This window comes from Micropruina glycogenica, assembly GCF_900289045.1.
Taxonomy (GTDB): domain Bacteria; phylum Actinomycetota; class Actinomycetes; order Propionibacteriales; family Propionibacteriaceae; genus Micropruina; species Micropruina glycogenica.
The window spans coordinates 1,609,766-1,634,067 of sequence record NZ_LT985188.1; the positions used below are offsets into that span (position 1 = coordinate 1,609,766).

Consider the following 24,302-nt stretch of genomic DNA (forward strand, 5'->3'; position numbering starts at 1 on the left):
CGCCGCAGCCCTGGGGAACGACCCGACCCAACCGGCTTCCGGGGAGGGGCGGATGCGGAGGATGATCGGTGGATGATCTGGAATCAGACCCTCGTCTGCGTTGCCGACGTGCCGGCGTCCAGTGCCTGGTACTGCGCCGTGCTCGGTGGTGCCAGCGGGCACGGCGGCGACGAGTACGAGCAGATCCTCGTCGACGGCGAGCTCCTGCTGCAGCTGCATCGCACCGACGTCGAGGATCATCACGGCTACCTGGCCGATCCGGGGGCCACGCTGGGCAACGGGGTCGCGCTCTGGTTCGAGGTCGACGACTTCGACGCCGCCGTGGCGCGGGTACGGGCGTCCGGGGCAAAGGTGCAGACCGAACCGCACGTCAACCCCAATGCCCGGCAGTCCGAGATCTGGCTGCGCGACCCGGACGGCTACCTGGTCGTGGTGGCCGGGCCGTCGCAGTGGCGTCCCCGTGGCTGGGCACGACCTACGGCTGCTGAGTGAAACCCCACGACTCATTGCTCGGCCAGGTACTGCCCGGGGGTGAGGCCGGTGACGGCACGGAAGTCTTTGGTGAAGTGCGCCTGGTCGGCGTAGCCGAGTTCCGCCGCCAGGTCGGAGAGTGAGGCCGCCCCCGCCTTGAGCCGGGTAACGGCGTCGTGCAGCCGGCGCCGCTGGATCAGCCACTTGGGGGTAAGCCCGACCCGGTCGACGACCAGCCGCTGCAGGCTGCGCTCGGTCATCGCGAACGCCTCGGCCACCTCGGACACCCGGGTCACCGCGGGATGCTCGGTCAACCAGTCGATGACCCGGTTGATCAGCAGACCCGGGCCGTCGACGGGCAGCAGGGCGCCGAGGACGTCCTCGTAGGCGGCGATGGCCGCCCGGTGGCTGGCCGGGGCGGCCGGATCAGGGGTCATCGAGGCCGTGACCCGCGCGGCGAGCGCCGCTCCGTCGATTGAGGGCAACGAGGCCAGCTCGAGGTGGGCGTCAGTCAGCTCGCTGACCGGACGACCGAGCAGCAGGCGTCCGGCGGCGGGACGGAACAGCACGCCGACCGCCCAGCCGTCACCGTCGAGCGTCACCCGGGAGAGGCCGCGGGCGACGCCGTAGAACCGCGCGTAGCTATCGCTCACCACGATCAGGCAGACCGGGTACTGCAGCGTGCTCTGGGTCGTCGGCGCGGTCAGCGACCAGACCGGGATCCAGTACCGGGCGACCAGGTCCGCCAGCACGGCGGACGGCGCGTACCGGTGGATCGGCGGCGACGGTCGCGCTGCCGACGTCAGGTGGGCGCGATCGACCGGGTCGACGCGGCGTCCGGTTCCAGCAGACGGATCGGGCATGTGTCGGATTATCACAAGGCTCGTCGCGGCTGTCTTCCTAGCCTGGGGCACATGACGAACACCATCACCATCTTCACCGGCCGCGCCGATCGTTTCAGCCGGATCGTGGCGGGCGTGGGCAGCCGCTGGGACGACCCCAGTCCCTGCGAGGGCTGGACGGCCGCGGACGTCGTCCGCCACGTGATCGACACCGAACGCGACTTCTTGGTCAGACACGGGCTGCTCGACACCACACCGCCGGCGACGAACGATCCCGCGGAGGCCTGGCGGGCGCACCTCAGCGATGTCGCGCAGGCGTTGGCGACCGGCGGCGTGGCCGAGCGCCCCTACGACGGCTACTTCGGACCGACCACCATCGGCGACACCATGGCCGACTTCTACGGCTGGGACCTGGTCGTGCACGGCTGGGACATCGCCCGCGCCACCGGCCAGGACGGCCCGATCACCGATGACGACGCCCGCACCCTCGGCGCTATCGCCGACGGCTGGGGAGCCGCGCTGCACTCGCCCGGCGTCTGCGCGCCGGCACTCCCGATTCCGGACGGCGCCACCCCGGTCGAGCGGCTGCTCGCCCGCCTCGGACGCGACCCGCACTGGACCGCGCCGGGTTCCTGAGCCGGGAAGGCGCTGACTCCTCACGGTCGCACCCACGCCGGCCGCGGCCGAGGAAGCGCTGATCAACACCGGGACTGGCCGTACCCGGGTCACCTGGCCGGTGTTTTCCGCGGGTTCGCCTCCGGGGCGTAGCCTCGGCGTCCATGGACGACGGTTGGCTGCGGATCGGTGAGGTGGCGCGTCGCACCGGGCTGACCGTGCGGGCACTGCACCACTACGACCGGCTCGGGCTGCTGGTGCCGAGCGAGCGCAGCTGGGGCGACCACCGGCTGTACACGCCGTCCGACCTGCGACGGCTGCTCGACATCCAGCACCTGCGGTCGCTCGGGCTCAGCCTCGCCGAGGTGCAGGCGGCACTGGACGATCCCGGGTTCGACCCGAACCTGGTGCTGGACCAGCACATCGCCCGGTTGACCGAACAGATCGCGCTGCAGCGGCAGCTGCTCGACCGGCTCCGGGTGCTGCGCGCGGGCAACGAGGCCGCCTGGCCGGAGCTGCTCGACACCATCGCCCTGATCGCCCGGCTGCGGCATCCGGAGGCGACCGTCCGGGTGCGCGCAGCCCTGGACGCCGACCCGATCCCGCTGCCGGTGCTGATCGAGCGCATCGCGGCCGAGACCGATCCGGACGTGCTGGGGGTGCTGGTGTGGGCGGTGGCGCGGCACGGACGCCCCGCGGTCGCGCCGCTGATCGACCTGCTCGGCGGCGCGCGACCCGGGGTCCGGCTGCACATCGTGCATGCCCTGGACAAGCTGGGCGAGCGCGATGCGGTGCCCGCCCTGAAGACACTGCTGGACGATCCCGAGCCGGCGATCCGGGCGGCGGCGGTCACCGCGCTGGGACGGCTCGGCGACGAACGCGCCCTGCCGGATCTGATCGACCTGCTCGGCACCCCCGACGAACCGCTCGGGGCCGCCGTCACCGATGCCCTGATCCGCTTCGGCGACGTCGCCGCCGCGGCACTCGCGCTCGCTCCCCCCGCGGATCCGAGGGCCCGGACCCGGGCCGTCGAGGTGCTCGAGCAGCTCGACGGACCCGCGGCCACCTCGGCACTGGTCGCGCGGGCCGACGACGGCGACCGGCAGGTGCGCCTGGCCGCGGTGTTCGCGCTGGCCGAGGTGCGCGGTGAGGCCGCCGAGGCCGCGATCGCCCGCGCCGCGGCGTCCGATGACCCGCACCTGGTGGCCCTGGCCCGCCGGATCAGCGCCGATCGCCTGCGGTCAGCCGGCGGAAGCCGGTGAGCCGGATCCCCCGGCCGTACAACAGGGCGTCGATCGTGCCGCCGGGGTCGGTGATGCTCACCTGCTGCAGCAACACGTGCCGCGCCGCATAGTCGGCCATGGCCCCGGCGACGGCCCGCTCCGCCAGGGCGCCCGTCAGGCCGTCGGCCCGCGCCCGGTCGTCTGCCGCCGCGCGCACGCCGTCCCAGACCCGGGCGGGTACATCGCCGGTCGCGACCGACCGAGGTGCGCAGACGGCCACCTGCAGCAGGATCTTGGCGATGATCCGGTCGGTGTCCGGACCGGGGCCTCCGGTGTGCCCGAGCAGAACCCCGACCGGCGATCCGTCGGCGGCTGCATGGACGGCATGCGCGGCGCCGTCCAGGCGCTCTACGGCGGCGAGATCGATCGCCTCCCCCGCACGGATCGACAGGGCGGCGAGCTCGCCCCGCACCGTCGACCCGTCCGGGAGCGCGACCTCGAGAAGTCCGTCCCGGTCGAGATCGGGGTGGGCTGCGGCAAGTGTGGCGACCCGGTCGGCCAGCGCGGTCAGCATCCGGCTCTGCGTCAGCAGGGTCGACTCGCACGCGAGTTCGACCAGCACCCCCGGGGCCGCAGCGACCACGCCCGCGGGCAGCGGACGGTCCGTAGGCTCCGGGGCGACCGGAGCCGGCTCGGGCCGGTGCCGGCGGACGAGCCGTTCCGCGAGACGCCGCAGCCGCGGATCGTCCGAATCCGACACCGCACGGACGGCGGCGCGCGCCCGCGGCGAGTCCAGCTGACCCAACGCGTTCAGCGCGGCGAAGCGCACCATCGCGTCAGGATCGGCGGTGGCCTCGTGCAGCAGCAGGATCGCCGGATCGGCATACGGGGAGCCGATCAGCCCGAGGGTGTCGGCGGCGTGCTCGCGTACCCCCGCCATCTCGTCGTGCCGGAGCCGGCGGGCCAGCGCCGGGACGCCGAGGTCGCGCAACTCCTCGAACGCGATGCTGAGCGAGTTGCGCAGCTCGCTGTCGCCGCGACCCAGTTGCTCCGCCAGGGCGTCGGTGACCGCCGGCGAGCCCGTCTGCCCGGCGGCCCACCAGGCGCGGGACGCGACAGCGTCCACCGGGTCGGCGAGCAGCGGCAGCAGGTACTCGGCGTCCGCCGGATCGCCGAGCTTGCTCAGCACGTGGCAGGCCTGCATCCGGGACAGCCAGTTGGGATCGCCGAGTGCGGCCCGCAGCAGCGGACGGGCGACCTCCGGCATGCGCAGCAGCGTCCAGGTGAGGGTCTCGCGGATGGCGTGGCTCGGCTCGATCCCCAACCGGGCGACCAGTGCCGGCGCCGCCTCGTCCGCCCGCCAGGTGCCCAGGTCGACGGCGGCCCGCAGCCGCACCTCGGGGTCGGCGTCCCCCAACAGCACGATCGCGCTGCTCACCCGGTCGGCGGTGATGGTGTCCTGTGTCATGCCGACGACGCTAGAACCTGACGCGACGTCAGGTTCAACCCCGCAAGAACCGTCCCCAACCTTCGATCTCCGTACCCGGGGACGGTTCCTCGCGTGCGAATTCCGCATCTCGGGGACCGTCACCAACGTCCGAAAATCGAACGTCCGAGAACCGTCCCCGACGTGCGGGCGAGCTCGGCCGGCGGCGGCCGGGTCAGTGGGCGGTCTCGGTGACCCGGGACTCCCGGACGACGGTGACCTTGATGGTGCCGGGGTAGGTGAGTTCGTCCTCGACCTGGCGGGCGATCTCCTTCGCCATCACGTGGGTGGCGGCGTCGTCGACGTTCTCGGGCTGCACCATCACCCGGATCTCGCGGCCGGCCTGCATCGCGAAGACCTTGTCGACGCCCTTGTGGGCGCGGGCGATCTCCTCCAGGCGCTGCAGTCGCTTCACGTACACCTCGAGGCTCTCGCGCCGGGCGCCGGGCCGTCCGCCGCTGATCGCGTCGGCGGCCTGGGTGAGGACGGCGATCACGGTCTTGGGTTCGACCTCGTTGTGGTGGGCCTCGATGGCGTTGACGATGTCGGGGTGCTCGCCGAACCGGCGGGCCAGGTCGGCGCCGACCTTGGCGTGCGAGCCCTCCACCTCGTGGGTGAGCGCCTTGCCGATGTCGTGCAGGAACGCCGCCCGGCGGGCCGGCGCCGGATCGAGTTGCAGCTCGGACGCCATCAGGCCGGCCAGGTGCGCACACTCGACCAGGTGCTTGAGCACGTTCTGCCCGTACGACGTGCGGTACTGCAGGGCGCCGATCGTCGGCAACAGCCCCGGGTCGAGATCGGTCAGCCCCACCTCGGTGACCGCATCCTCGGCGGCGCGCAGGCAGATCTCGTCGATCCGGCGCTTGCTGCGCTCGTAGACCTCCTCGATGCGGGCCGGGTGGATGCGGCCGTCGGCGACCAGTTCGGTCAGGGTGAGCCGGGCCACCTCGCGCCGGACCGGGTCGAACGACGACAGCAGCACGCTCTCGGGGGTGTCGTCGATCATCACGTTCACCCCGGTGGTCTGCTCGAAGGCACGGATGTTGCGGCCCTCGCGGCCGATGATGCGGCCCTTCATCTCGTCGCCGGGCAGCGGCACGGTGGTGACCACCGACTCGGTGGTCTGCTCGGTGGCGAGCCGCTGAATGGCGCCGACAATGATCTGGCGCGCCTTCTGCTCACCGTCGCGACGGGCGTCCGACTCGATCTCACGGCTCAGTTGGACGGCCTGCAGCCGCGCCTCGTGCTCGACCTGGCTGAGCAACTCTGCCTTCGCCTCGGCCGACGTCATGCCGGCGATGCGGCTGAGTTCGTGCCGCTGGTGCGCCTCGGCTTCATCGAGATCGCTGCGGCGGGCGTCGAGGTCGGCCAGCGTGACCTCGAGGTCGCCGAGCCGCTCGTCGAGCTTGCGTTGCAGGCCGGCGTGCTGGTCTTCGCGCTGCGCCACCCGACGCTCGCGGCGTTCAACCTCGCCCAGCAGTTTGTCGACCCGCTCACGCTCGACCCGTACGGCGCTGTCGGCCTCGGAGCGTGCACGCTCGGCCTCAGTGCGGACGCGTTCGGCCTCGGCCCGGGCGGTGGCGATGATCTCGTCACCTTCGGCCTTGCGGGCCAGCGGATCAACCCGGGCCACCAACGCCTGCAGCCGGTTGCGTTCTTGCTTCTCTTGCTCGACTGCGCGACGCGCAGCCTGTTTCTGCGCCTTCTGCTGATTGCGCAGAATGGACACCACGACGATGGTCAGGCCGACCAGCACAACCGCGAGAACCGAGACGATCGCGAGCAGTTGCTGCGTGGGATCCATCGGATACCTTCCGTCGTCGGGAACTCTCGGCGGTAGCCAACGTCGCTATCTTCATGTAATCAGGCGATGCCCGAGCACACATGTTCGGTCACTGCCGTCCGGCTCCGCCGCGGGGGTGGACGGACCATCCATCATTGGTGGGGTTTCATTCCCCGTGAAAGAGTCGATCGCATGGGTTGATGAGTCGTTGACGCACCTGCAGGCGAGGTTAGGCGCCTGCGCGCCAACGATCAAGCTGGACGCCTTGTCGGGAGGGAGTTTCGCGCCGTTCTGGACCGAGCCCTGGCTAGGCGCTGGACTTGTCGGGCTATGGCTCAGGTGGCGAACGGGTCGGGGTCGGGCGAGTCGTCGCCTGCTCTGGGGAGGTCGCGCAAGACCGTCGAGATGACCCCCGGGCCGAAGCCGCGCCGGGCCAACTGGCCGGCCAGGCGGCGATAGCGCGCCTGGTGATCAAGCCGCTGAAGCGACGGCAGCCGCTTGGCCACCAGCGCCTGTGCCGCCTGCAGGTCGGCGCCGTCGTCGGCCGCTGCCGCAGCCTGATCGACCAGCTCGTCGTGCACGCCCTTGGTGCGTAGCTCGTGACGCAGCGCACGGGTCGACCGCTGGCGCCTCTGCTGTGCTTCGAACCACGCGTCGGCGAAGCGTCGATCGTCGATCAGGCCCACCTCGGTGAGCCGGTCGAGCGCCTCGGCGGCGGCATGGTCGGGCACCTGCTTCTTGGCCAGCGCCTGCTCGAGCTCGTGCCGGGTGCGGTCACGCACGTCGAGCAGCCGCAGAGCGATCTCGCGGGCGACCGCGACAGGGTCTGCGTCGGGGCCCTCGACGGGCCCCGACGGCTCTGCCCGCTGCCAGCGGCTCAGAACTCGACCTCACCGGTGACCGGGTCGATGCCGGGCGGCACGTCGCCGGCCGCTCCGATGCCCAGGTGCTTGAGAATGCGGGTTTCGATCTCGTCGGCCACCTCGGGGTTCTTCTTGAGGTAGGTGCGCGCGTTCTCTTTGCCCTGCCCGAGCTGGTCGGCCTCGTAGGTGAACCAGGCACCCGCCTTGCGGATGATGCCGGTTTCGACGCCGAGGTCGATGAGGCTGCCCTCACGGCTGATGCCCTGGCCGTAGATGATGTCGAACTCGGCCTGCTTGAAGGGCGGGGCCACCTTGTTCTTGACCACCTTGACCCGGGTGCGGTTGCCGACCATCTCGGCACCGTCTTTGAGCGTTTCGATGCGGCGCACGTCGAGCCGCACCGACGAGTAGAACTTGAGCGCCCGGCCGCCGGTGGTGGTTTCGGGCGAGCCGAACATGACGCCGATCTTTTCGCGCAACTGGTTGATGAAGATCGCCGTCGTGCCCGAACCGGCCAGCGCTCCGGTCATCTTGCGCAGCGCCTGGCTCATCAGCCGCGCCTGCAGACCCACGTGGCTGTCGCCCATCTCGCCTTCGATCTCGGCGCGCGGGGTGAGGGCGGCGACCGAGTCGATCACGATGAGCGACAGCGCGCCGGACCGCACCAGCATGTCGGCGATCTCGAGTGCCTGTTCGCCGTTGTCGGGCTGGCTGACCAGCAGGGCGTCGGTGTTGACGCCCAGCCGCGCTGCGTAGTCGGGGTCGAGCGCATGCTCGGCGTCGATGAAGGCGCAGATGCCGCCCGACGCCTGTGCGTTGGCGATGACGTGCAGCGCCACCGTCGTCTTGCCGCTGGACTCAGGGCCGTAGATCTCGACCACGCGCCCCCGGGGCAGGCCGCCGATGCCGAGGGCCACGTCGAGTGCGATCGACCCGGTGGGGATCACCTCGATCGGCTGCCGGACGTCTTCGCCGAGCCGCATGACCGACCCCTTGCCGTGCTGCTTCTCGATCTGGGCGAGGGCTGCCTCGAGCGCCTTCTCGCGATCTGCAATCGCCATGTGTGTGGTCCTTCCTCATGCGGCCCTGAATGCCTGTGACTCAGTTGGTCTTTGTGCCCTGTGCCCTCACCCTACGAACGGCCACTGACAAAAGTGTCAAAGTCGCTGCGGGGTTGTGGACGAGTCGCCGGAGCGGCTGTTCACTGTGCATGCACGAGGTTACCGAACAGATGTTCGAAAGAAGTCCGACACGCCGAACCCTGGTGTGCAACTGGCGTGCGTGGGGCGGCTGACGGGGGTCGTGATGCACCCGATCACCGACAGGGCGACACGCTCGAGCATCGCAACGCGTCTCGACCGGCTCGACCAGCGCAGAAAACAACCAGGACGCGGTTGAGCGCGCTCAACGCTCCGATGCGGGCAGCTCGAGAGTCTGCCAAACGGCCAACCAGATGGTCTTGAACGGAATGCCCGCAGCGATCGCCTCACGCACCGTACGACTGCCGAGTTCACCGATCACGTGCCCCTCGGCGAAGACCAGCGCCTGCACCCGTCCGAGATGGTGGAACAGACGGTTCCAGAGTTCGGCTTCGCGCACCTCAGGCGGCCACGCGCCCGGCGCGCATGCCCAGGTGGGTCACCACGTCGCGGTCGTCGAACTTGTCGCTGACCCGGCGTAGCACGAACGACAGCGGAACGCCCAGCGCGCCGCAGATGGCGTTGAGCAACTCGCTGGACGGCTCTTTCTGCCCGCGCTCGATCTCGGACAGGTAGCCGAGGCTCACCCGGGCCGCCGACGAGACCTCGCGCAGCGTGCGGTGGTCTTCGTTGCGCAGTTCGCGCAGCGATTCGCCCAGCAGCTCACGCATCAGCAGCGGTCGGCTGGCCTCGGCAACGATCATGCCCACGACTCTACCCATCCCTTACGACAAATGACTTCTGCTCAACGTGTGACGCGGCCGTTCTGTTCCCGCTCGGCGGGGTCGAGCAGGCTCAACAGCATGGTCAGGGCGGCCGATACGGTCTGGTCACGAATCTGTAGCCGGTCACCCCCGAACTCGTAACGCAGCGCCAGCGGCGACGGCTCGTGCGTACCCACCCGCGGGCCGACCGCCGCGATCCACACCTCGCCCGGCGGGTGACCCTCCTGCGGGTCCGGGCCGGCGACCCCTGAGGTGGCCAGGGCGTAGTCCGATCCGGTGAGCTCTTGCACCCCCATCACCATTTCGATCGCGGTCTGCTCAGAGATCACGCCGTGCGACTTCAGCACCGATCTGCTCACGCCGCCGATGCGTGCCTTCTGTTCGGTGTCGTACACCACGACGCCGCCCAGGTAGTACCGGGACGCCCCGGGCACCGACGTGATCGTGGCCCCCAACTGGCCGCCGGTGATCGACTCCGACGTCGACAGGGTCAACTGCCGCGTGACCAGCGTCTCGCCCACGATCTGGGCCAACGGCTTCTCGCTCATCGCTCCTCCTGTTCGGCGACTCCCTTGCGCCGCATCTCGATGGCCTCGCGAATGTACGGCACGGCAGTCACCACGGTGAGCAGCACCGCCGCCGCCATGGCGAGCCAGGCGATCCACTGCAACCACACGGGCATCAGTGGCAGGCCGGGCAGAAACAGCAGCAGCGCGATGCTCTGCAGCACCGTCTTGAGCTTGCCGCCGGCGTTGGCCGCCATCACCCCGTACTTGAGCATGGCGACCCGCATGCAGGTGATGCCCCACTCGCGGGCCAACACCAGCACGGTGATCCACCACGGCAATTCGCCCAGAATGCTCAAACCGATGAAGGCCATGCCGGTCAGCGCCTTGTCGGCGATCGAGTCCCACAGCTTGCCGAAGTCGGTGATCAGGTTGTACTTACGGGCGATGCGCCCGTCGAGGGCGTCGGTGGCGATGGCCAGCCCGAACAACGCCGTAGAGCCGAGCCGCCACCACAGGTCGTGAGGGTGGCTCAGCAGAATCCAGGCGAACACGGGCACCAGCACCAGGCGCAGCAGGGTGAGCCCGTTCGCCGGATTCAGCCGGCTGGGTTGGTCGGTCATGGCGCCTCGGTCGCGATCAGGTCGATGCCGTCGGCCTCGACGACGACGGCATCAACCAGGCTACCGACCGCAGCCGAGCCCGGCACGAGTCTGGTGCAGCCGTCGACCTCGGGGCCCTGGTGCGCGGCCCGGCCCGTGCCGTCCGACTCTTCGATCAACACCCGGACGCGCTCGCCCACCCGTTCGGCGGCGCGCTGGTCGCACAGTTCCTGGGCGAGTTGGGCCATGGTTTCGAGGCGCTCGTCGATCACGTCGTCGGGTAGCTTGCCGTCGAGCCGCTCGGCCTCGGTGCCCTCTTCGTCGGAGTAGCCGAACACGCCCAGCGCGTCGAGCCGGGCCTGTTCGGCGAAACTCATCAGGGTGGCGAAGTCTGCCTCGCTCTCACCGGGGAAGCCGACGATCACGTTGCTGCGAACGCCGGCCTGTGGGGCCAGGGTGCGCACCCGGTCGAGCAGGGCCAGAAACGATTCGGGATCGCCGAAGCGGCGCATTCGGCGCAGCACCCCGGGCGCGGCGTGCTGAAACGACAGGTCGAAGTAGGGCACCACCTTGTCGACCGCGAGCATGCCCTCGATCATGCCGGGGCGCAGCTCGGCCGGCTGCAGGTACGAGACGCGAATCCACTCGATGCCGTCGACCGCGGCCAGGTCGGCCAGCAGGGTCTCCAGCGCGCGTGGCCCGAGCCGCAGGTCTTTGCCGTAGGACGAGGTGTTCTCGCTGACCAGGAACAACTCCTTGACGCCTCGGCCGGCCAACCAGCGGGCTTCGGCCACCAGGTCGTCCGCGGGGCGCGACAGGTAGCTGCCGCGAAACGACGGAATGGCGCAGAACGTGCACCGGCGGTCGCAGCCGGAAGCGACCTTGAGCGCGGCCATCGGGCCGTCGCCCGTGCGCCGGCGCAACACCCGCGGGCCGCTGGCGGGGGCGTGTCCCGGCAGCACTACGTCGTCAGCCGCGGCCGGACGCTCCGCGGGCGCGAGCGGCAACAGGTGCCGCCGGTCGCGGGGCTGGTGGGCCTGGACGTGGCCGCCGTCCATGATCCAGCGCAGCCGATCGGCGATATCGGGGTAGGCGTCGAAGCCCAGCACCGCGTCTGCCTCGGGCAGGGCGTCGGCGAGTTCCCGTCCGTAACGCTCGGCCATGCAGCCCACCGCCACCACGGCCTTCGCGCTGCCCGACTGTTTGTAGTCGGCGGCTGCGAGCAGGGTGTCGACCGAGTCCTTCTTCGCCGATTCGATGAAGCCGCAGGTGTTCACCACGATCGCCGAAGCGGTCTCAGGGTCGTCCGTGAGTTCGAACCCGCCCTGCTCGAGGCGGGCCAACAACTCCTCTGAATCGACGTCGTTGCGCGCGCAGCCCAGAGACACCAGATGGACGCGCTCAGTCACCGGAGCAATCTATCTCAGCCCGCTGTGCGGTTGATCGATCAGGGTCTGAGCCAGAAGTAGAACCGTCCCCTGAGCCAAAAGGAGAACCGTCCCCTGAGCCGGATCGGGGACGGTTCTCCTTCTGGCTCACGCGATGCGACGGGCCACGGCTGATGGTCAGCCTTCACGCAGGTTGACCAGCACCTCGTCCAGATCGTCGGGCTTCACCAGCACCTCACGCGGCTTCGAACCCTCGGACGGCCCGACCACTCCCCTGGTTTCGAGAATGTCCATCAGTCGTCCGGCCTTCGCGAAACCTACCCGCAGCTTGCGCTGCAGCATCGACGTCGAACCCAACTGCAGGTTCACCACCAGGGTGGCCGCCTCGAGCACAAGTTCGAGGTCGTCGCCGATGTCTTCGGCCACCTTCGTGGAGGTCTCGGCGGGTGCGGCGACATCGTCGCGGTACTGCGCCGGCAGCTGATCGGTGACCAGCTTCACCACCTGGCGAATCTCGGCCTCGGTGACCCACGCGCCCTGCACCCGGATCGCCTTCGACGCCCCCATCGGCAGGAAGAGCCCGTCGCCCTGGCCGACCAGCTTCTCGGCGCCGGGCGAGTCGAGAATGACCCGCGAATCGGTCATCGACGCCGTGGCGAACGCCAGCCGCGACGGCACATTGGCCTTGATCAGCCCGGTCACCACGTCGGTGGACGGACGCTGCGTGGCCAGCACCAGGTGGATGCCCGCGGCCCGCGCCAGCTGGGTGATGCGCACGATCGAGTCCTCCACGTCGCGCGGAGCCACCATCATCAGGTCGGCCAACTCGTCGACGATCACCATCAGGTACGGGTAGGGCGCCAGCACCCGCTCAGAGCCCGGCGGCAGCTTCACCGCACCGGCGTTGACAGCCTTGTTGAAGTCGTCCACATGCCTGAAGCCGAACGCGGCCAGGTCGTCGTAGCGGGTGTCCATCTCGCGGCAGACCCACTGCAGCGCCTCGGCGGCCTTCTTGGGGCTGGTGATGATCGGCGTGACCAGGTGCGGAATGCCCTCGTAGTGGGTGAGCTCCACCCGCTTGGGGTCGACCAGCAGCAGCTGCACCTCGTCGGGGGTGGCCCGCATCATGATCGATGTGATCAGCGAGTTCACGAAGCTCGACTTGCCCGAACCGGTGGCGCCGGCCACCAGCAGGTGCGGCATCTTGGCCATGTTGGCCACCACGTAGCCGCCCTCGACGTCTTTGCCCAGGCCGACCGTCATCGGGTGGTGGTCGTTGCGGGCCACCGGGCTGCGCAGCACGTCACCCAACGACACGATCTCTTTGTCGGCGTTGGGAATCTCGATGCCGATCGCCGATTTGCCCGGAATCGGCGACAGAATGCGCACATCGGCCGACGCCACCGCGTAGGCGATGTTCTTGGCCAGCGCGGTGACCTTTTCGACCTTCACTCCGGGGCCGAGTTCGACTTCGTAGCGGGTGACCGTCGGGCCACGCATGTAGCCGGTGACAGTGGCGTCGATCTCGAACTGCCGCAGCACCTCGGTGAGCCGTCCGACCACCGCGTCGGACGCCTGGGTGCGCGCCTTGGGCACCGAGCCCGCCTTGAGCACCATCGGCTCGGGCAGCACGTACTGCACGTCGCCGGTCAGTTGCAGCTGCTCGGCTCGGGCCGTCACGTGGCTGTGTTCAGGGGCCGCCAGCTCGTGCTGCTCGGGCGCGACCGGCGCCCGTCCAGCCGTGACCGGTGCGACATCGACCTGCTCGGGTTCGGGCTCGTCATCGGCCCAATGGTCGATCTCGGGCGGTTCGGTGTCGCCCACGATGGGGGTGTCGTAGGCCTCGTCGACGCCGTATTTCAGGTCGGGCGCGGGCTCGGGCCGGGTGGGCAGCTTGGCCTTGAACTCGGCGAACCGGTTGGCCAGTTCGTGCAGCGGAATGCCGATGATCACCAACACGCCGAACAGCAGCAGCAGAATCAGCAGCGGCACCGCCACCCACACCGTGACCAGGTCGGCCAGAATCGTGGACGCGATGAACCCCAGCGCACCGCCGGCCTCACGCACGGCCTCGGCGTTGGGAAAGCGCGGCATGCCCTTGCTGATGTGAATCAGCCCCAGCAGGCCGAGCAGGGCGCTGGTCCAGCCGACCACCTGGCGTCCGGCCGGGCCGTTGTTCTCGGGGTGCCGCAGCGTGCGCCACGCCATCGCCAGACCGAGCAGGGGCAGTGCGACGCTCAGCGAGCCGAACACCGTGCTGATGCCCACGTGCACCCAGCGCCCGACCGCCCCGGGAATGCCGAACCAGAACTCGCCGGCGATCAGCACGGCCAGGCCGATCAGGGCCAGGCCGGCGCCGTCACGGCGCAGGGCCGGGTCGAGGTCGCGCGCGCTGTGTCCGATGCCGCGCGCCAGGGCGCCGACGCCGCGGGCCAGTCCGTTCCAGACCGCGGCGATGCCGCGACCCAGCGCGGGCAGCACACCCGAGGACTGTTTCTTCGCCGGGGTGCGCCGCGTGGTCGTGCGGGCCGGTGGTTTCTTGCTTCCGGACGACCGCGGTGCGGAACTGCGCTGAGCGCTGTTACGAGACCGCGGCGGGGAAGACGCGCGGGTCGCCATGGCGCCACCCTAGGCCAAAGCTGTGAAGCGGCACAGTGACCACGCCGCTGGGTCGGGCACGGGGAGTCCGACCTACTCGGGACCACCGCCCTCGGGGACAGTTCTCGAACAGTCACGGGACGGTTCTCCAACCAACAAGGGGACGGTTCTCCAACCAACAAGGGGACGGTTCTCCAACCAACAAGGGGACGGTTCTCCAACCGTTGGAGAACCGTCCCCATCCATTCGGAGTCCCCAACACGTTCAGCACCGTCCCCGGTGAATACGATGCTGCGATGAGCGGCTCTCGGGGTTTCGTGGCCAGCGCTGATGCCCGCGCCAGTGAGGCGGGGCTGGCCGTGCTCGCCTCGGGCGGCAACGCGGTCGACGCCGCGATCGCCGCGAACGCCGTGCTGGCCGTCACTGCACCGCACCTGTGCGGGCTGGGCGGCGACCTGATGGCCCTGGTGTACGCCCACGGGTCGGTCGATTGCCTGATCTCTGCCGGCCGCGCCGGGTCGTTCAGCGACCCTGCCGCGATGCGTGCTCAGGGTCTCACGACCATGCCGCTGGTGGGCGACCCTCGCAGCGTCACGATTCCCGGCTGCGTGGACGGCCTGCTGGCCCTGCAACGGCGCTACGGCACGCGGGCCATGGACGACTTGTTCGCGCCGGCGATCGCCCTGGCCGAGCGCGGATTCATGGCGGGCGCACCGCTGGCGGCGTCGGTTGCTCGGCTGGGTGAACCGGCGCGCCGGCAGCTGAGCGAACTGAGTCGCCAGGTGGTCGACGAGTCATCGGTGGTGCGTCGTCCGGGCGTGGCGCGCACCCTGCGAACCGTGTCGGCGTGTGGACGCGAGGGCTTCTACCGCGGCGAGTTCGGCTCCGGGCTGCTGACCATGCGCGGCAGCACCATCACCCCCACCGACCTGGCGACGGACTGCGCCCGCTGGACGACGCCTTTGCGCGCCCGCGCCTGGGGTGTGGAGTTGTGGGTGGCTCCCCCGCCGTCGCAGGGCTACCTGCTGCCCGCGTCGGCGGTGTTGGCGCAATCGTGCGACCTGCCCGATCCGTCGGACGTCGCCTGGGCCGACCTACTGATCGCCTGCGCCACCACCGTGGGTTTCGACCGGCCCGAGGTGCTCTACGACGGTGCCGACGGCGAGCACCTGCTGGCCAGGGCCGCCGCGCGGGGTGAGTGGCTGGGGCGTCCGCGCCAGCAATCACCCGGCCAGGCGGGCGACACCACCTACCTGTGCGTGACCGACGCCGACGGCATGGCGGTGTCGCTGATTCAGTCGAACGCCGCCGGGTTCGGGTCGCAGTTGGCCGAGCCGTCCACGCAGATCAACCTGCACAACCGCGGGCTCGGCTTCAACCTGATCGCCGGCCACCCGGCCGAGCTCACCCCCGGCAAGCGGCCCCCGCACACCCTGGTGCCGGCCATGGCCACCGACGATCAGGGGCTGCGGGCGGTGTTCGGCACGATGGGCGGCGACGCCCAGCCGCAGATTCTGCTGCAACTGGCGGCGCGGCTGTTTCACCACGGTCAATGGCCGGCCGATGCCGTGGACGCCGGGCGCTGGGCGTTGCGCGCCCCGACCGGTTTCGACACCTGGACCAGCGGCGAGACCGAGGTCGCCGTCGAGGCGCAGGCGCCACCCTCATGGTTGCCGGGGCTGGCCGACCGGGGCCATCGCGTGGTTCGGCTGCCTGCGTTCGACTCGGCGGTGGGGCACGCGCACGTGATCGCCCGCCGTCCGGACGGCAGTTGGGCCGCCGCCGCCGATCCCCGCACGGTGATCGGCTCGGCGGCCGGGCCGGTCGTCAAAACGAAGTGAGTGTGCCGCACGTCCGGCTCAGAAATGAACCGAAGGAACCGTCCCTGAACCGAAGGAATCGTCCCTGAACCGACGGAACCGTCCGTGAAGCATTGCATTCGCATCACGCGGCCACCAGTGCATCGCCGGCATGCAGCAGGCCGAGCACCTGGGTCTGCAGTGCGCCGTCCCAGAGCGCCTCGATGTGGGTCAACGGGTTCACCCGGTGACTCGCGGCGAAGGGCAGTCGCGCGCTGGTGTCGGCGACCACCAGGTCTCCCTCACCCTCGCGCAGCGCCGGAGCCAGCAGGGCGAGCCGGTCGAGCACACCGAGCAGTTCGGCCAACCCCCTGGCCCGCATGAGCCTGACCGGCGCGGGCCGAGCCCCAGAATCGTGCGGCGCGGCCAGCAGGTGCCTGATGCGTCCCAGGTCGGCGCTGGTGCCGCCGAAGGTGTGCCATGCGATGCCCGTGGGTGGCGTCCGCCGAGCGAGGTCGCGCAGCAGCGCACTGCCCGGCGCGAGCTCGGCCACTGCGGGCGACCCTGACAGCAGGCACAGCGCGGCCAGCACCGCCGGACGCAGCCCGAGCGACCCCACCAGGCCCTTCACCCGCTGCACAGCGCCGTCCACGCGTACGGTGAGGCCGGCCAAGTCGGACCCCTGATGCGGTGAATGCAGCGTGACGACCCGTTCGATGCGCTCGAGCACACCCGCCAGCGCGACGTTGTGGGCGGCGCGGTCGATGAACGCCCGGGCGAGTAGTCCGCCCCGGCTGTGCGCCACGATCACCAGGGGCAGGCGACGTAGCCGCCGGTCGGTGCTGAGGGGGCCCGCGGCGATGCGCAACAACTGGTCGACGTTGGGCTCCAGGGTGCCCAGCGGCTCCGACTGCCGATAGCTCAGGGTGCTGAACCCGGCGCCCAGCAAAGCGTCTCGCCAACTGCCGGCGTCTCGGCCCGGACGCGTCAGGCTCGCCAGATCACCGGCGAAGCCGTGCAGCAGGATCACCAGCGGAACGTCCGGTTGCAGTGGGCCGTGCAGTTGCACCGCCGTGCCGTCGGGCAGCGTCAGCGGACGCCGTGCGACGTGCACCATCGTGGCCACCTCGGTCATGGCAGACACCTCCCCCCGAATGAGGTCAGGAGGCGGGCCGCGGTGGATTGATACCGACGACACCGGCTTGACGATGAGCTGATAACCCCGAGCGGTCTCGACACGCTCAACCGGCGGTCAAACCACCCGTCGACACGCTCGACCGCGGCTCACTGGAAGTGTCGCCACCCGGCGTCCGATTCCCACTGCGCGCCGTCCACGGTGACGGCCGGTTCGCCGGGCAGCACTCGTCCGATCACCCGCCAGCCGTCGGGCACCGAGTCTTCGGCGAACGTCGCCAGCAGAGCATGGTCGTCGCCGCCGCTGAGAACGAAGGTCAGTGGGTCTCCCCCGCCGACGGCTGCCGCCACCACGCTCTGCGGCTCGGCCACGTCGAGGGCTGACGTCTCGACGTCGATCGCCACCCCCGACGCCCGCGCCAGGTGGGCCAAGTCGGCCAGCAGTCCGTCGGAACAATCGATCATCGCCGTCGCACCGGCCTGCTGCGCCACGATGCCCTGGCCGTAGGGCGGCTCGGGCACCCGATGGGCCACCACGACCGCCCGCGGCGACCGGAACCCGCGGTTCAGCACCGTCAGACCGGCCGCCGCCCAGCCGAGCCGCCCGCATACCGCCACCACGTCGCCGGGCCGCGCGCCCGCCCTGGTCACCGGGGGACGCCCCTGCAGGTCGCCGAACACCGTGGCCGTGGCGGTGATGTCGCGGCCACGGGTGGTGTCACCGCCCAGCAACAGCACGCCGGCGTTCGCGCATTCCTCGCGCACGCCGAACGAGAACTCGCTCACCCAGGTGGCGTCGAGGTCGGACGGCACGGTGAGCGCCATCACCAGCCCCACCGGACGGGCGCCCATAGCCTCCAGATCTGACACCGCTGCCGCGACCGCCTTGCGTCCGACGTCGTTCGGGCTCGACCAGGCCCGGCGGAAGTGCACGTTCTCGACCATGGTGTCGGTCGAGACCGCCACGTCGCCGTCGACGGCGAACACCGCACAGTCGTCGCCGGGCCCCACCCTCACCGCCGGCGAGGTGGGCAACCCACTGGTGATCGCGCCGATCAACTCGAACTCGCCGGTCTCGGCCACCGAACGTCCTGCCATGAGAGTTGAGCGTAGAGGTTATGGAGTGGAAGCATCCGACCCGTGGCACCGATCTCGCGCAACCAGGCTTTGGGCGCCGCCGTTGCCGCCTACCTGCTGTGGGGCTTTCTGCCGCCGTTTCTGGCTGCGCTGAAGCCCGCCGGGCCCCTGGAGATTCTCGCGCACCGCATCGTCTGGTCGTTCGTGCTGGTGTTGATCGTGCTGCTCGCGATGCGCACCCGGTGGGACTGGCTGCGCACCAAGGTGTTCACCCGTCGCGCCCTGCCCACGCTGCTGGCCGCCGCAGCTCTGATCGGCACCAACTGGCTGGTCTACATCTGGGCGGTGAACAACCACCACGTGGTCGAGGCGTCGCTGGGGTACTTCATCAACCCCCTGGTGAACGTGCTGTTCGGGGTGCTGATCTTCGGCGAACGGCTGGGGCTGGGCGCGCGCATCGGCGGCTCGACCGTGCTGCTCGGCGTGGTGGTGATCTCGGCCGGCAACTGGGACGGCCTGTGGGTCTCGCTCACCCTGGCCTGCAGTTTCGGGCTGTACGGGGTGGTGAAGAAGCGCTCGACACTGACCGCGTTGCAGGGGCTGCTGATCGAGTCGGCATTTCTAACGCCGTTGGCCCTGCCCTACCTGCTGTGGCTGGGCCCGCAGGGGCAGTTCGGCACGACCTGGACGATGAGCCTCATGCTGGTCGCGGCCGGTGCGGTCACCGCGATTCCGCTGTGGTTCTTCGCGGTGGCGGCCCCGCGCCTGCAGTTCGGCGTGCTGGGGGTGCTGCAGTACGTGGCCCCGACCATTCAGTTTCTGCTCGGCATCACGCTGTTCGGCGAGCACGTGTCGATCTCGTACTGGATCGGCCTGGTCGGGGTGTGGATCGGCTCGGCGATCTACCTGACCATGACCATTCGCGACCACGAGGTGCCGGCGGTCGAAGAGCCCTGCTGAGCGCCGGCCGGGCGCACGGGCGTCCACGCACGCGCCGCGACCGTTCACGTAGCTGCCTTTGTGACACCCCGCTGCCCGCACGCCAGGCAGTGACGTGTCACGAGGGCAGTCACGTGAAAGCAGTCCGTCGAAGAGCCCTGCTGAGCGCCGGCCGGGGCGCACGGGCGTCCACGCACCCCGACCGTTCACGTAGCTGCCTTTGTGACACCCCGCTGCCCGCACGCAGGCAGTGACGTGTCGCGAGGGCAGTCACGTGAGGGCCGGCGGACGCGCTGGCGCACCGAAGCACCGTTGCGTACGGGTGCCGGGACGACCTCGGGCACCGATGCTCCGTGGGAACCCAACAGGCGACGGGCAGAGCTAGCGCAGGCCGACCGGACGCTCCAGGGCCTGGTCGATCAGGTCGGTGATCAGCGTCGTGTAGTCCAGGCCCGAGGCCGCCCAGAGCGACGGGAACATCGAGATGTGGGTGAAGCCCGGCATGGTGTTGATCTCGTTGACCAGCACGTGCCCGTCGGCGGTGATGAACAGGTCGACCCGGGCCAACCCTTCGGCCCCCATGGCTTCGAAGGTGCGGGCGGCCACGTCGGCTGCCCGACGGCGCAGGTCGTCGTCCATCTCGGTGGGCACCAACAGGGCCGCGTCGTCGTCTGAGACGTACTTGGCGTCGAAGTCGTAGAAGGCGCCCGCCTCGCGCATCACGATCTCGCCAGGCAGTGACACCCGGGGCGCCGCGCCCCGACCGCCGAGCACGGCGAACTCGATCTCACGAGCCCCCAGCACGGCTTCTTCGACCACCAGCTTGGGGTCGAACTTCTGCGCGAACAGCACGGCCTGTTCGAGCTCGTCCGCGCGGTCGACCTTGGTGATGCCGACGCTCGAACCGCCGCGGGCGGGCTTCACGAACAGCGGATAGCCGAGCTTGGCGATGCGGTCGATCGACTGCTCCCGCTGCTGGCGCCACTGCCGGTCGGTGACCGTGACGAACCGGCACCCCGGCAATCCCGAGGCCGACAGGTGGCGCTTCATCAGGTCTTTGTCCATGCCGTTCGCGCTCGCCGCGACGCCCGACCCCACATACCGCAGACCGAGCAGCTCGAACATGCCCTGAATGGTGCCGTCTTCGCCGAAGGGGCCGTGCAGCAGGGTGAACGCCACGTCGAAGTCGTGCAGGTCGACGAGCCGGTCGCCCTCGATGGTCGCCACCCGGGCGCCGCCGGCCTCGCCGGGCAGCAGCACGGCGGTGGCGCGCGACTCGCTCAACCGGGGCAGCTCGTCGCCCTGCTTGCGCAGCGCACGCAGCTCGTCGGCCGGCACCTGAACCCAACGACCAGAAGGGGTGATGCCGATGCCGATCACGTCGAACCGGTCGGCGTCGATGGCTCGGCTGACACCGCCGGCGGTCATGCACGAGACGTCGTGTTCCGAGCTGGCACCCCCGAAGACGATGCCCACCCGAATGCGTTGCGTCATGCGTCCTCCTGTTGGTCGGGTGCACACGCCACCCTAGTGGTCGCCATCGCCGCCACGACGGACGCCACCGAGCTGTTCACGTGACGGGTTGCACCGGTTCGGGAGCAATGCACGGCGCAGCAACCCCACCGGCCGTGGGGCTTCGTGAAATGACGACCGGTTCTGGACGGCCGCCGGGCGACTGAGGCGCAGCAACGTCACGATCGGTCGTCATTCACGACCGCGCAGGCCCAGTCACGAGTCAGACCGCTTCGCCGGCCCAGTCTCTGGGTAGGCGTCGTCCGGCTCGCAGGTCGTAGCGCTCGGCGGGCGGCGCCTCGCCGCGAACCTCGCCCACCAGGGTGCTGATGGCGTCCATGATGCGGAGGCTGGCCTCGGCCGCGGCCGTGGGTGCGTCGCGCGCCTCGCGAAGGTCGGTCAGGTCGACCATGTCGCCGGCCTTGATGTGCATCGTGTGCGGTGGCAGCAGTCGCGGCCACGCCACGCCCGGGCCCGGCATCACCTCTTGCGCGCCCCATTGCCCGATCGGCAGCACCGGGTAGCCCGTCTCGAGGGCGAGCCGGGCCGCGCCGGGGCGTCCGGTCATCGGCCAACCGTCGGGGTCGCGGGTGATCGTGCCCTCGGGGTAGATCACCACGCACTCGCCACGAGCCAGAGCGGCGGCCGCCGCGGTGAGCGACTCGCCCGCCCGAGCGGTGCGCCGCTGCACCGGAATCTGGCCCAGCGAACGGGCCAGCCAGCCCACCACGGGCACCTGCCACAGCTCGCTCTTGGCCAGCGCGCGCGGCCAGCGGCCGTGCCAGATCAGAAAGTGCCCCAGCGCAACCGGGTCGAAGTTCGAAATGTGGTTGGCGACCACGATCACCCCACCCGTGCGCGGCACCTTGTCGCCCCCGCGCCAGTCCTGCCGGGTGATGGCGCGCATCAGCGGGGCAACGGTGCGAGCCAGTACGCGAAACAGCCGTTCGGACGGCGCGCGGTTCACCGTCGCCAGCGACAGTTCCGCGCGAGACATTGACTACCTCCAGGGTGGGGTCGAATCAGGCTACTGGCGAGCGGTAGGGCCGTGGACACGCCCACCCTCGGCCGTGTCCAAACTGCAACAAAACACGGTCGTGAATTGCGGTTTGATAACGGAGTTCATTCCTTCGGAACCTAGTCGCGCTCGGGAGGCTCGGATCTGGATCCTTCAGGTTGCCGAGTCGGGCCAGCGGCCGGCTCGCCGGACGCATCCGGGCGGTTGAGCTTGTCGGAAGCCAGTTGCCGGACGGGTCTCGACTCGTCCTTCAACGAAGCAGGAGCGCGGCCTCTCGTAACCGGGTCTCGACACGCTCTGCCAGCGACAGTCGCGCGCCCCCCAGCCGTGTGGTCTCGACAAACTCGACCGGCGAGAGTTCTGTGCTCCCCCTCGCCGTACGGTCTCGACCAGCGCGACGATCAGCCGGCGGTGCGCACCGGAAGGGTTCTGGGCAGCCAGCTGGGCCGACCGGCCTCGAACTCGCTGATCAGGTCTTCGTGCTGCAGGGTGAGGCCGATGTCGTCCAGGCCCTCGAGCAGCCGGTGCCGGGTGTAGTCGTCGATGGTGAACTCGTACACGTCGTCACCAGCGGTGACGGTCTTGTCGACCAGGCTGACGGTGATCTCGGCGCCCGGGTTGGCCTCGGCGAAGTCCCACAGCTTTTCGACGGTCTCTTGCGGCACGGTGGCGATCACCAGGCCGGCCTTGCCCGAGTTCGAGCGAAAGATGTCGCCGAAGCGCGAGCCGACGATCACCTTGAACCCATAGTTCTGCAGCGCCCACACCGCATGCTCACGCGACGAGCCGGTGCCGAAGTCGGGGCCGGGCACCAGAATCGAGCCGGACTCGTACGCGGGGTTGTTGAGCACGAACTCGGGGTCGTTGCGCCAGGCGGCGAACAGTCCGTCCTCGAAGCCGGTGCGGGTGACGCGCTTCAGGTAGACGGCCGGAATGATCTGGTCGGTGTCGACGTTGCTGCGCCGCAGCGGCACCACGACGCCGGTGTGCGAGTCGAACTTGTCCATCGGGCGCTCCTCAGGCGTTGACGGGTGCGGGCAGGTCGGCGGGCGACGACAGCGTGCCGCGCACGGCGGTGGCGGCGGCCACCGGCGGCGAGACCAGGTGGGTGCGTCCACCCTTGCCCTGCCGACCCTCGAAGTTACGGTTCGACGTGGACGCCGAGCGCTCGCCGGGCGCGAGCTGGTCGGGGTTCATGCCCAGGCACATCGAGCACCCGGCCTCGCGCCATTCGGCGCCGGCGTCCTTGAAGATCTGATCGAGGCCCTCTTCCATCGCCTGCAGCCGCACCCGGGCCGAGCCCGGCACCACCAGCATGCGCACGCCGTCGGCGACGTGCCGGCCCTCGATCACCGAGGCGGCCAGCCGCAGGTCTTCGATGCGTCCGTTGGTGCACGAGCCGAGAAACACGGTGTCGACGTGAATGTCGCGCATCGGGGTGCCCGCCTCCAGGCCCATGTATTCGAGGGCGCGTTGGGCTGCGGACTTCTCCACCGGGTCGGTGAAGTCGTCGGGTGACGGCACCGCGCCGCCCAGCGGCACGCCCTGGCCCGGGTTGGTGCCCCAGGTGACGAAGGGCGTCAGGGAGTCGGCGTCGAGGTCGACCTCGACGTCGAAGACCGCGTCGTCGTCGGTGTAGAGGGTGCGCCAGTAGGCGACGGCGGCGTCCCAGTCGGCGCCCTCGGGGGCGTGCGGGCGACCCTTGAGGTAGGCGAAGGTGGTGTCGTCGGGGGCGACCATGCCGGCCTTGGCGCCCCACTCGATCGACATGTTGCAGATCGTCATGCGGCCTTCCATGCTCATCTCGCGCATGACGTTGCCGCGGTATTCGACCACGTAGCCCTGGCCGCCGCCGGTGCCCACCTTGGCGATCAGCGCGAGCACCACGTCTTTGGGCGTGACGCCCTCGCGCAGGGTGCCGTTGATGTTGACGGCCATAGTCTTGGGCCGGGCCTGCGGCAGGGTCTGGGTGGCGAGCACGTGCTCGACCTCGGACGTGCCGATGCCGAACGCCAGCGCACCGAACGCGCCGTGGGTGGAGGTGTGCGAGTCGCCGCAGACCACGGTGAGGCCGGGCTGGGTGAGGCCCAACTGCGGGCCGATGATGTGCACGACGCCCTGGTCTTTGTCGCCCAGCGAGTGCCGGCGAATGCCGAACTCGTCGGCGTTCTTGCGCAGGGTGTCGACCTGCAGCTTGCTCACCGGGTCGGCGATCGGGGCGAGAATGTTGAGGGTGGGGGTGTTGTGGTCCTCGGTGGCCATGGTGAGGTTGGTGCGGCGCACGGCACGGCCGGCCAGGCGCAGGCCGTCGAAGGCCTGCGGCGAGGTGACCTCATGCACCAGATGCAGGTCGATGTAGAGCAGATCGGGCTCGCCCGCTGCACTGCGAACGACGTGCCTGTCCCACACTTTGTCGCTGAGGGTGCTCCCCATCGCTGCTCCTTTGACTGCCCCCGGGTCGGTCTGTTCGGCACAATACGCCGCCACATCTTGCATATCAAAGTTCGAGACGGCAGTATCAC

The 24,302-nt window shown here is 70.0% G+C and carries 22 protein-coding genes; 5 read left to right on the forward strand and 17 right to left on the reverse strand.

Translation table 11 applies throughout. The features are described 5' to 3' along the window. Positions 1-72: 72 nt before the first annotated feature. The gene (locus MPLG2_RS07415) at positions 73-492 is read left to right on the forward strand and encodes a VOC family protein (protein ID WP_105185574.1); all 420 of its coding nucleotides are present in this window, start codon (positions 73-75) and stop codon (positions 490-492) included. Between the two features lie 11 nt (positions 493-503). On the opposite strand, the gene MPLG2_RS07420 is transcribed toward MPLG2_RS07415, so the two are convergent. After that, positions 504-1,334, reverse strand: coding sequence for a helix-turn-helix domain-containing protein (locus tag MPLG2_RS07420; RefSeq protein WP_105185575.1), 831 nt, complete (start codon positions 1,332-1,334; stop codon positions 504-506). Between the two features lie 51 nt (positions 1,335-1,385). Between MPLG2_RS07420 and MPLG2_RS07425 the strand changes: the two genes are divergently transcribed. Both MPLG2_RS07425 and MPLG2_RS07430 read left to right on the forward strand, forming a co-directional pair. Then, positions 1,386-1,949: a TIGR03086 family metal-binding protein gene (locus tag MPLG2_RS07425; RefSeq protein WP_105185576.1), complete on the forward strand. Its 564-nt coding sequence runs from the start codon at positions 1,386-1,388 to the stop codon at positions 1,947-1,949. Positions 1,950-2,092: 143 nt separating this feature from the next. Continuing rightward, positions 2,093-3,190, forward strand: a complete 1,098-nt coding sequence (locus tag MPLG2_RS07430) for a HEAT repeat domain-containing protein (protein ID WP_105185577.1) — start codon at positions 2,093-2,095, stop codon at positions 3,188-3,190. On the opposite strand, the gene MPLG2_RS07435 is transcribed toward MPLG2_RS07430, so the two are convergent. The 10 genes from MPLG2_RS07435 to MPLG2_RS07480 form a co-directional block, all read right to left on the reverse strand. Beyond that, positions 3,150-4,619 carry a HEAT repeat domain-containing protein gene (locus tag MPLG2_RS07435; protein WP_105185578.1) on the reverse strand — a complete coding sequence of 490 codons (1,470 nt, stop codon included), beginning with the start codon at positions 4,617-4,619 and terminating at the stop codon, positions 3,150-3,152. The two genes, MPLG2_RS07430 and MPLG2_RS07435, sit on opposite strands and share 41 nt — an antisense overlap. Positions 4,620-4,812: 193 nt before the next feature. After that, positions 4,813-6,441 (reverse strand): ribonuclease Y, encoded by a 1,629-nt coding sequence (rny, locus tag MPLG2_RS07440; protein ID WP_197710114.1) that lies wholly within the window; start codon positions 6,439-6,441, stop codon positions 4,813-4,815. Positions 6,442-6,755: 314 nt separating this feature from the next. Beyond that, on the reverse strand, positions 6,756-7,301 hold the full coding sequence (locus MPLG2_RS07445) for a regulatory protein RecX (protein ID WP_105185579.1): 546 nt from the start codon (positions 7,299-7,301) through the stop codon (positions 6,756-6,758). Next, positions 7,298-8,344: a recombinase RecA gene (recA, locus tag MPLG2_RS07450; protein ID WP_105185580.1), complete on the reverse strand. Its 1,047-nt coding sequence runs from the start codon at positions 8,342-8,344 to the stop codon at positions 7,298-7,300. The genes MPLG2_RS07445 and recA overlap by 4 nt, the downstream gene beginning before the upstream one ends. A gap of 343 nt (positions 8,345-8,687) precedes the next feature. Further along, positions 8,688-8,882 carry a DUF3046 domain-containing protein gene (locus MPLG2_RS07455; protein ID WP_105185581.1) on the reverse strand — a complete coding sequence of 65 codons (195 nt, stop codon included), beginning with the start codon at positions 8,880-8,882 and terminating at the stop codon, positions 8,688-8,690. 1 nt (position 8,883) lies between these two features. Next, positions 8,884-9,186 carry a helix-turn-helix domain-containing protein gene (locus tag MPLG2_RS07460; protein ID WP_105187544.1) on the reverse strand — a complete coding sequence of 101 codons (303 nt, stop codon included), beginning with the start codon at positions 9,184-9,186 and terminating at the stop codon, positions 8,884-8,886. A 41-nt stretch (positions 9,187-9,227) separates the two neighbouring features. Next, on the reverse strand, positions 9,228-9,755 hold the full coding sequence (locus MPLG2_RS07465) for a CinA family protein (protein WP_105185582.1): 528 nt from the start codon (positions 9,753-9,755) through the stop codon (positions 9,228-9,230). Continuing rightward, the gene (gene pgsA / locus MPLG2_RS07470) at positions 9,752-10,336 is read right to left on the reverse strand and encodes a CDP-diacylglycerol--glycerol-3-phosphate 3-phosphatidyltransferase (RefSeq protein ID WP_105185583.1); all 585 of its coding nucleotides are present in this window, start codon (positions 10,334-10,336) and stop codon (positions 9,752-9,754) included. Before pgsA ends, MPLG2_RS07465 begins: the two co-directional genes overlap by 4 nt. Next, positions 10,333-11,724: a 30S ribosomal protein S12 methylthiotransferase RimO gene (gene rimO, locus MPLG2_RS07475; RefSeq protein ID WP_105185584.1), complete on the reverse strand. Its 1,392-nt coding sequence runs from the start codon at positions 11,722-11,724 to the stop codon at positions 10,333-10,335. The genes pgsA and rimO overlap by 4 nt, the downstream gene beginning before the upstream one ends. Positions 11,725-11,880: 156 nt before the next feature. After that, positions 11,881-14,181, reverse strand: a complete 2,301-nt coding sequence (locus MPLG2_RS07480) for a DNA translocase FtsK (RefSeq protein WP_105187545.1) — start codon at positions 14,179-14,181, stop codon at positions 11,881-11,883. A 416-nt stretch (positions 14,182-14,597) separates the two neighbouring features. On the opposite strand from MPLG2_RS07480, the gene MPLG2_RS07485 reads away from it, so the two are divergent. Then, complete coding sequence (locus MPLG2_RS07485; protein ID WP_105185585.1) at positions 14,598-16,142, forward strand: gamma-glutamyltransferase; 1,545 nt, start codon at positions 14,598-14,600, stop codon at positions 16,140-16,142. Positions 16,143-16,245: 103 nt separating this feature from the next. Here the strand turns inward: MPLG2_RS07485 and MPLG2_RS07490 are convergent, their stop codons facing one another. Then, positions 16,246-17,235 (reverse strand): esterase/lipase family protein, encoded by a 990-nt coding sequence (locus tag MPLG2_RS07490; RefSeq protein WP_105185586.1) that lies wholly within the window; start codon positions 17,233-17,235, stop codon positions 16,246-16,248. A gap of 149 nt (positions 17,236-17,384) precedes the next feature. After that, positions 17,385-18,332 carry a thiamine-phosphate kinase gene (locus MPLG2_RS07495; RefSeq protein WP_105185587.1) on the reverse strand — a complete coding sequence of 316 codons (948 nt, stop codon included), beginning with the start codon at positions 18,330-18,332 and terminating at the stop codon, positions 17,385-17,387. 42 nt (positions 18,333-18,374) lie between these two features. Between MPLG2_RS07495 and rarD the strand changes: the two genes are divergently transcribed. Further along, the gene (gene rarD, locus MPLG2_RS07500) at positions 18,375-19,271 is read left to right on the forward strand and encodes an EamA family transporter RarD (RefSeq protein ID WP_105185588.1); all 897 of its coding nucleotides are present in this window, start codon (positions 18,375-18,377) and stop codon (positions 19,269-19,271) included. A 360-nt stretch (positions 19,272-19,631) separates the two neighbouring features. Here rarD and MPLG2_RS07505 read toward each other — a convergent pair whose 3' ends face one another. From MPLG2_RS07505 to leuC, 4 genes are all read right to left on the reverse strand, one after another. After that, complete coding sequence (locus tag MPLG2_RS07505; RefSeq protein ID WP_105185589.1) at positions 19,632-20,744, reverse strand: D-alanine--D-alanine ligase family protein; 1,113 nt, start codon at positions 20,742-20,744, stop codon at positions 19,632-19,634. A 241-nt stretch (positions 20,745-20,985) separates the two neighbouring features. Continuing rightward, positions 20,986-21,669: a lysophospholipid acyltransferase family protein gene (locus tag MPLG2_RS07510; protein WP_331826942.1), complete on the reverse strand. Its 684-nt coding sequence runs from the start codon at positions 21,667-21,669 to the stop codon at positions 20,986-20,988. Positions 21,670-22,181: 512 nt separating this feature from the next. Beyond that, the gene (leuD, locus tag MPLG2_RS07515; RefSeq protein ID WP_105185591.1) at positions 22,182-22,787 is read right to left on the reverse strand and encodes a 3-isopropylmalate dehydratase small subunit; all 606 of its coding nucleotides are present in this window, start codon (positions 22,785-22,787) and stop codon (positions 22,182-22,184) included. 10 nt (positions 22,788-22,797) lie between these two features. Further along, positions 22,798-24,213: a 3-isopropylmalate dehydratase large subunit gene (leuC, locus tag MPLG2_RS07520; protein ID WP_105185592.1), complete on the reverse strand. Its 1,416-nt coding sequence runs from the start codon at positions 24,211-24,213 to the stop codon at positions 22,798-22,800. Positions 24,214-24,302 lie beyond the last annotated feature (89 nt).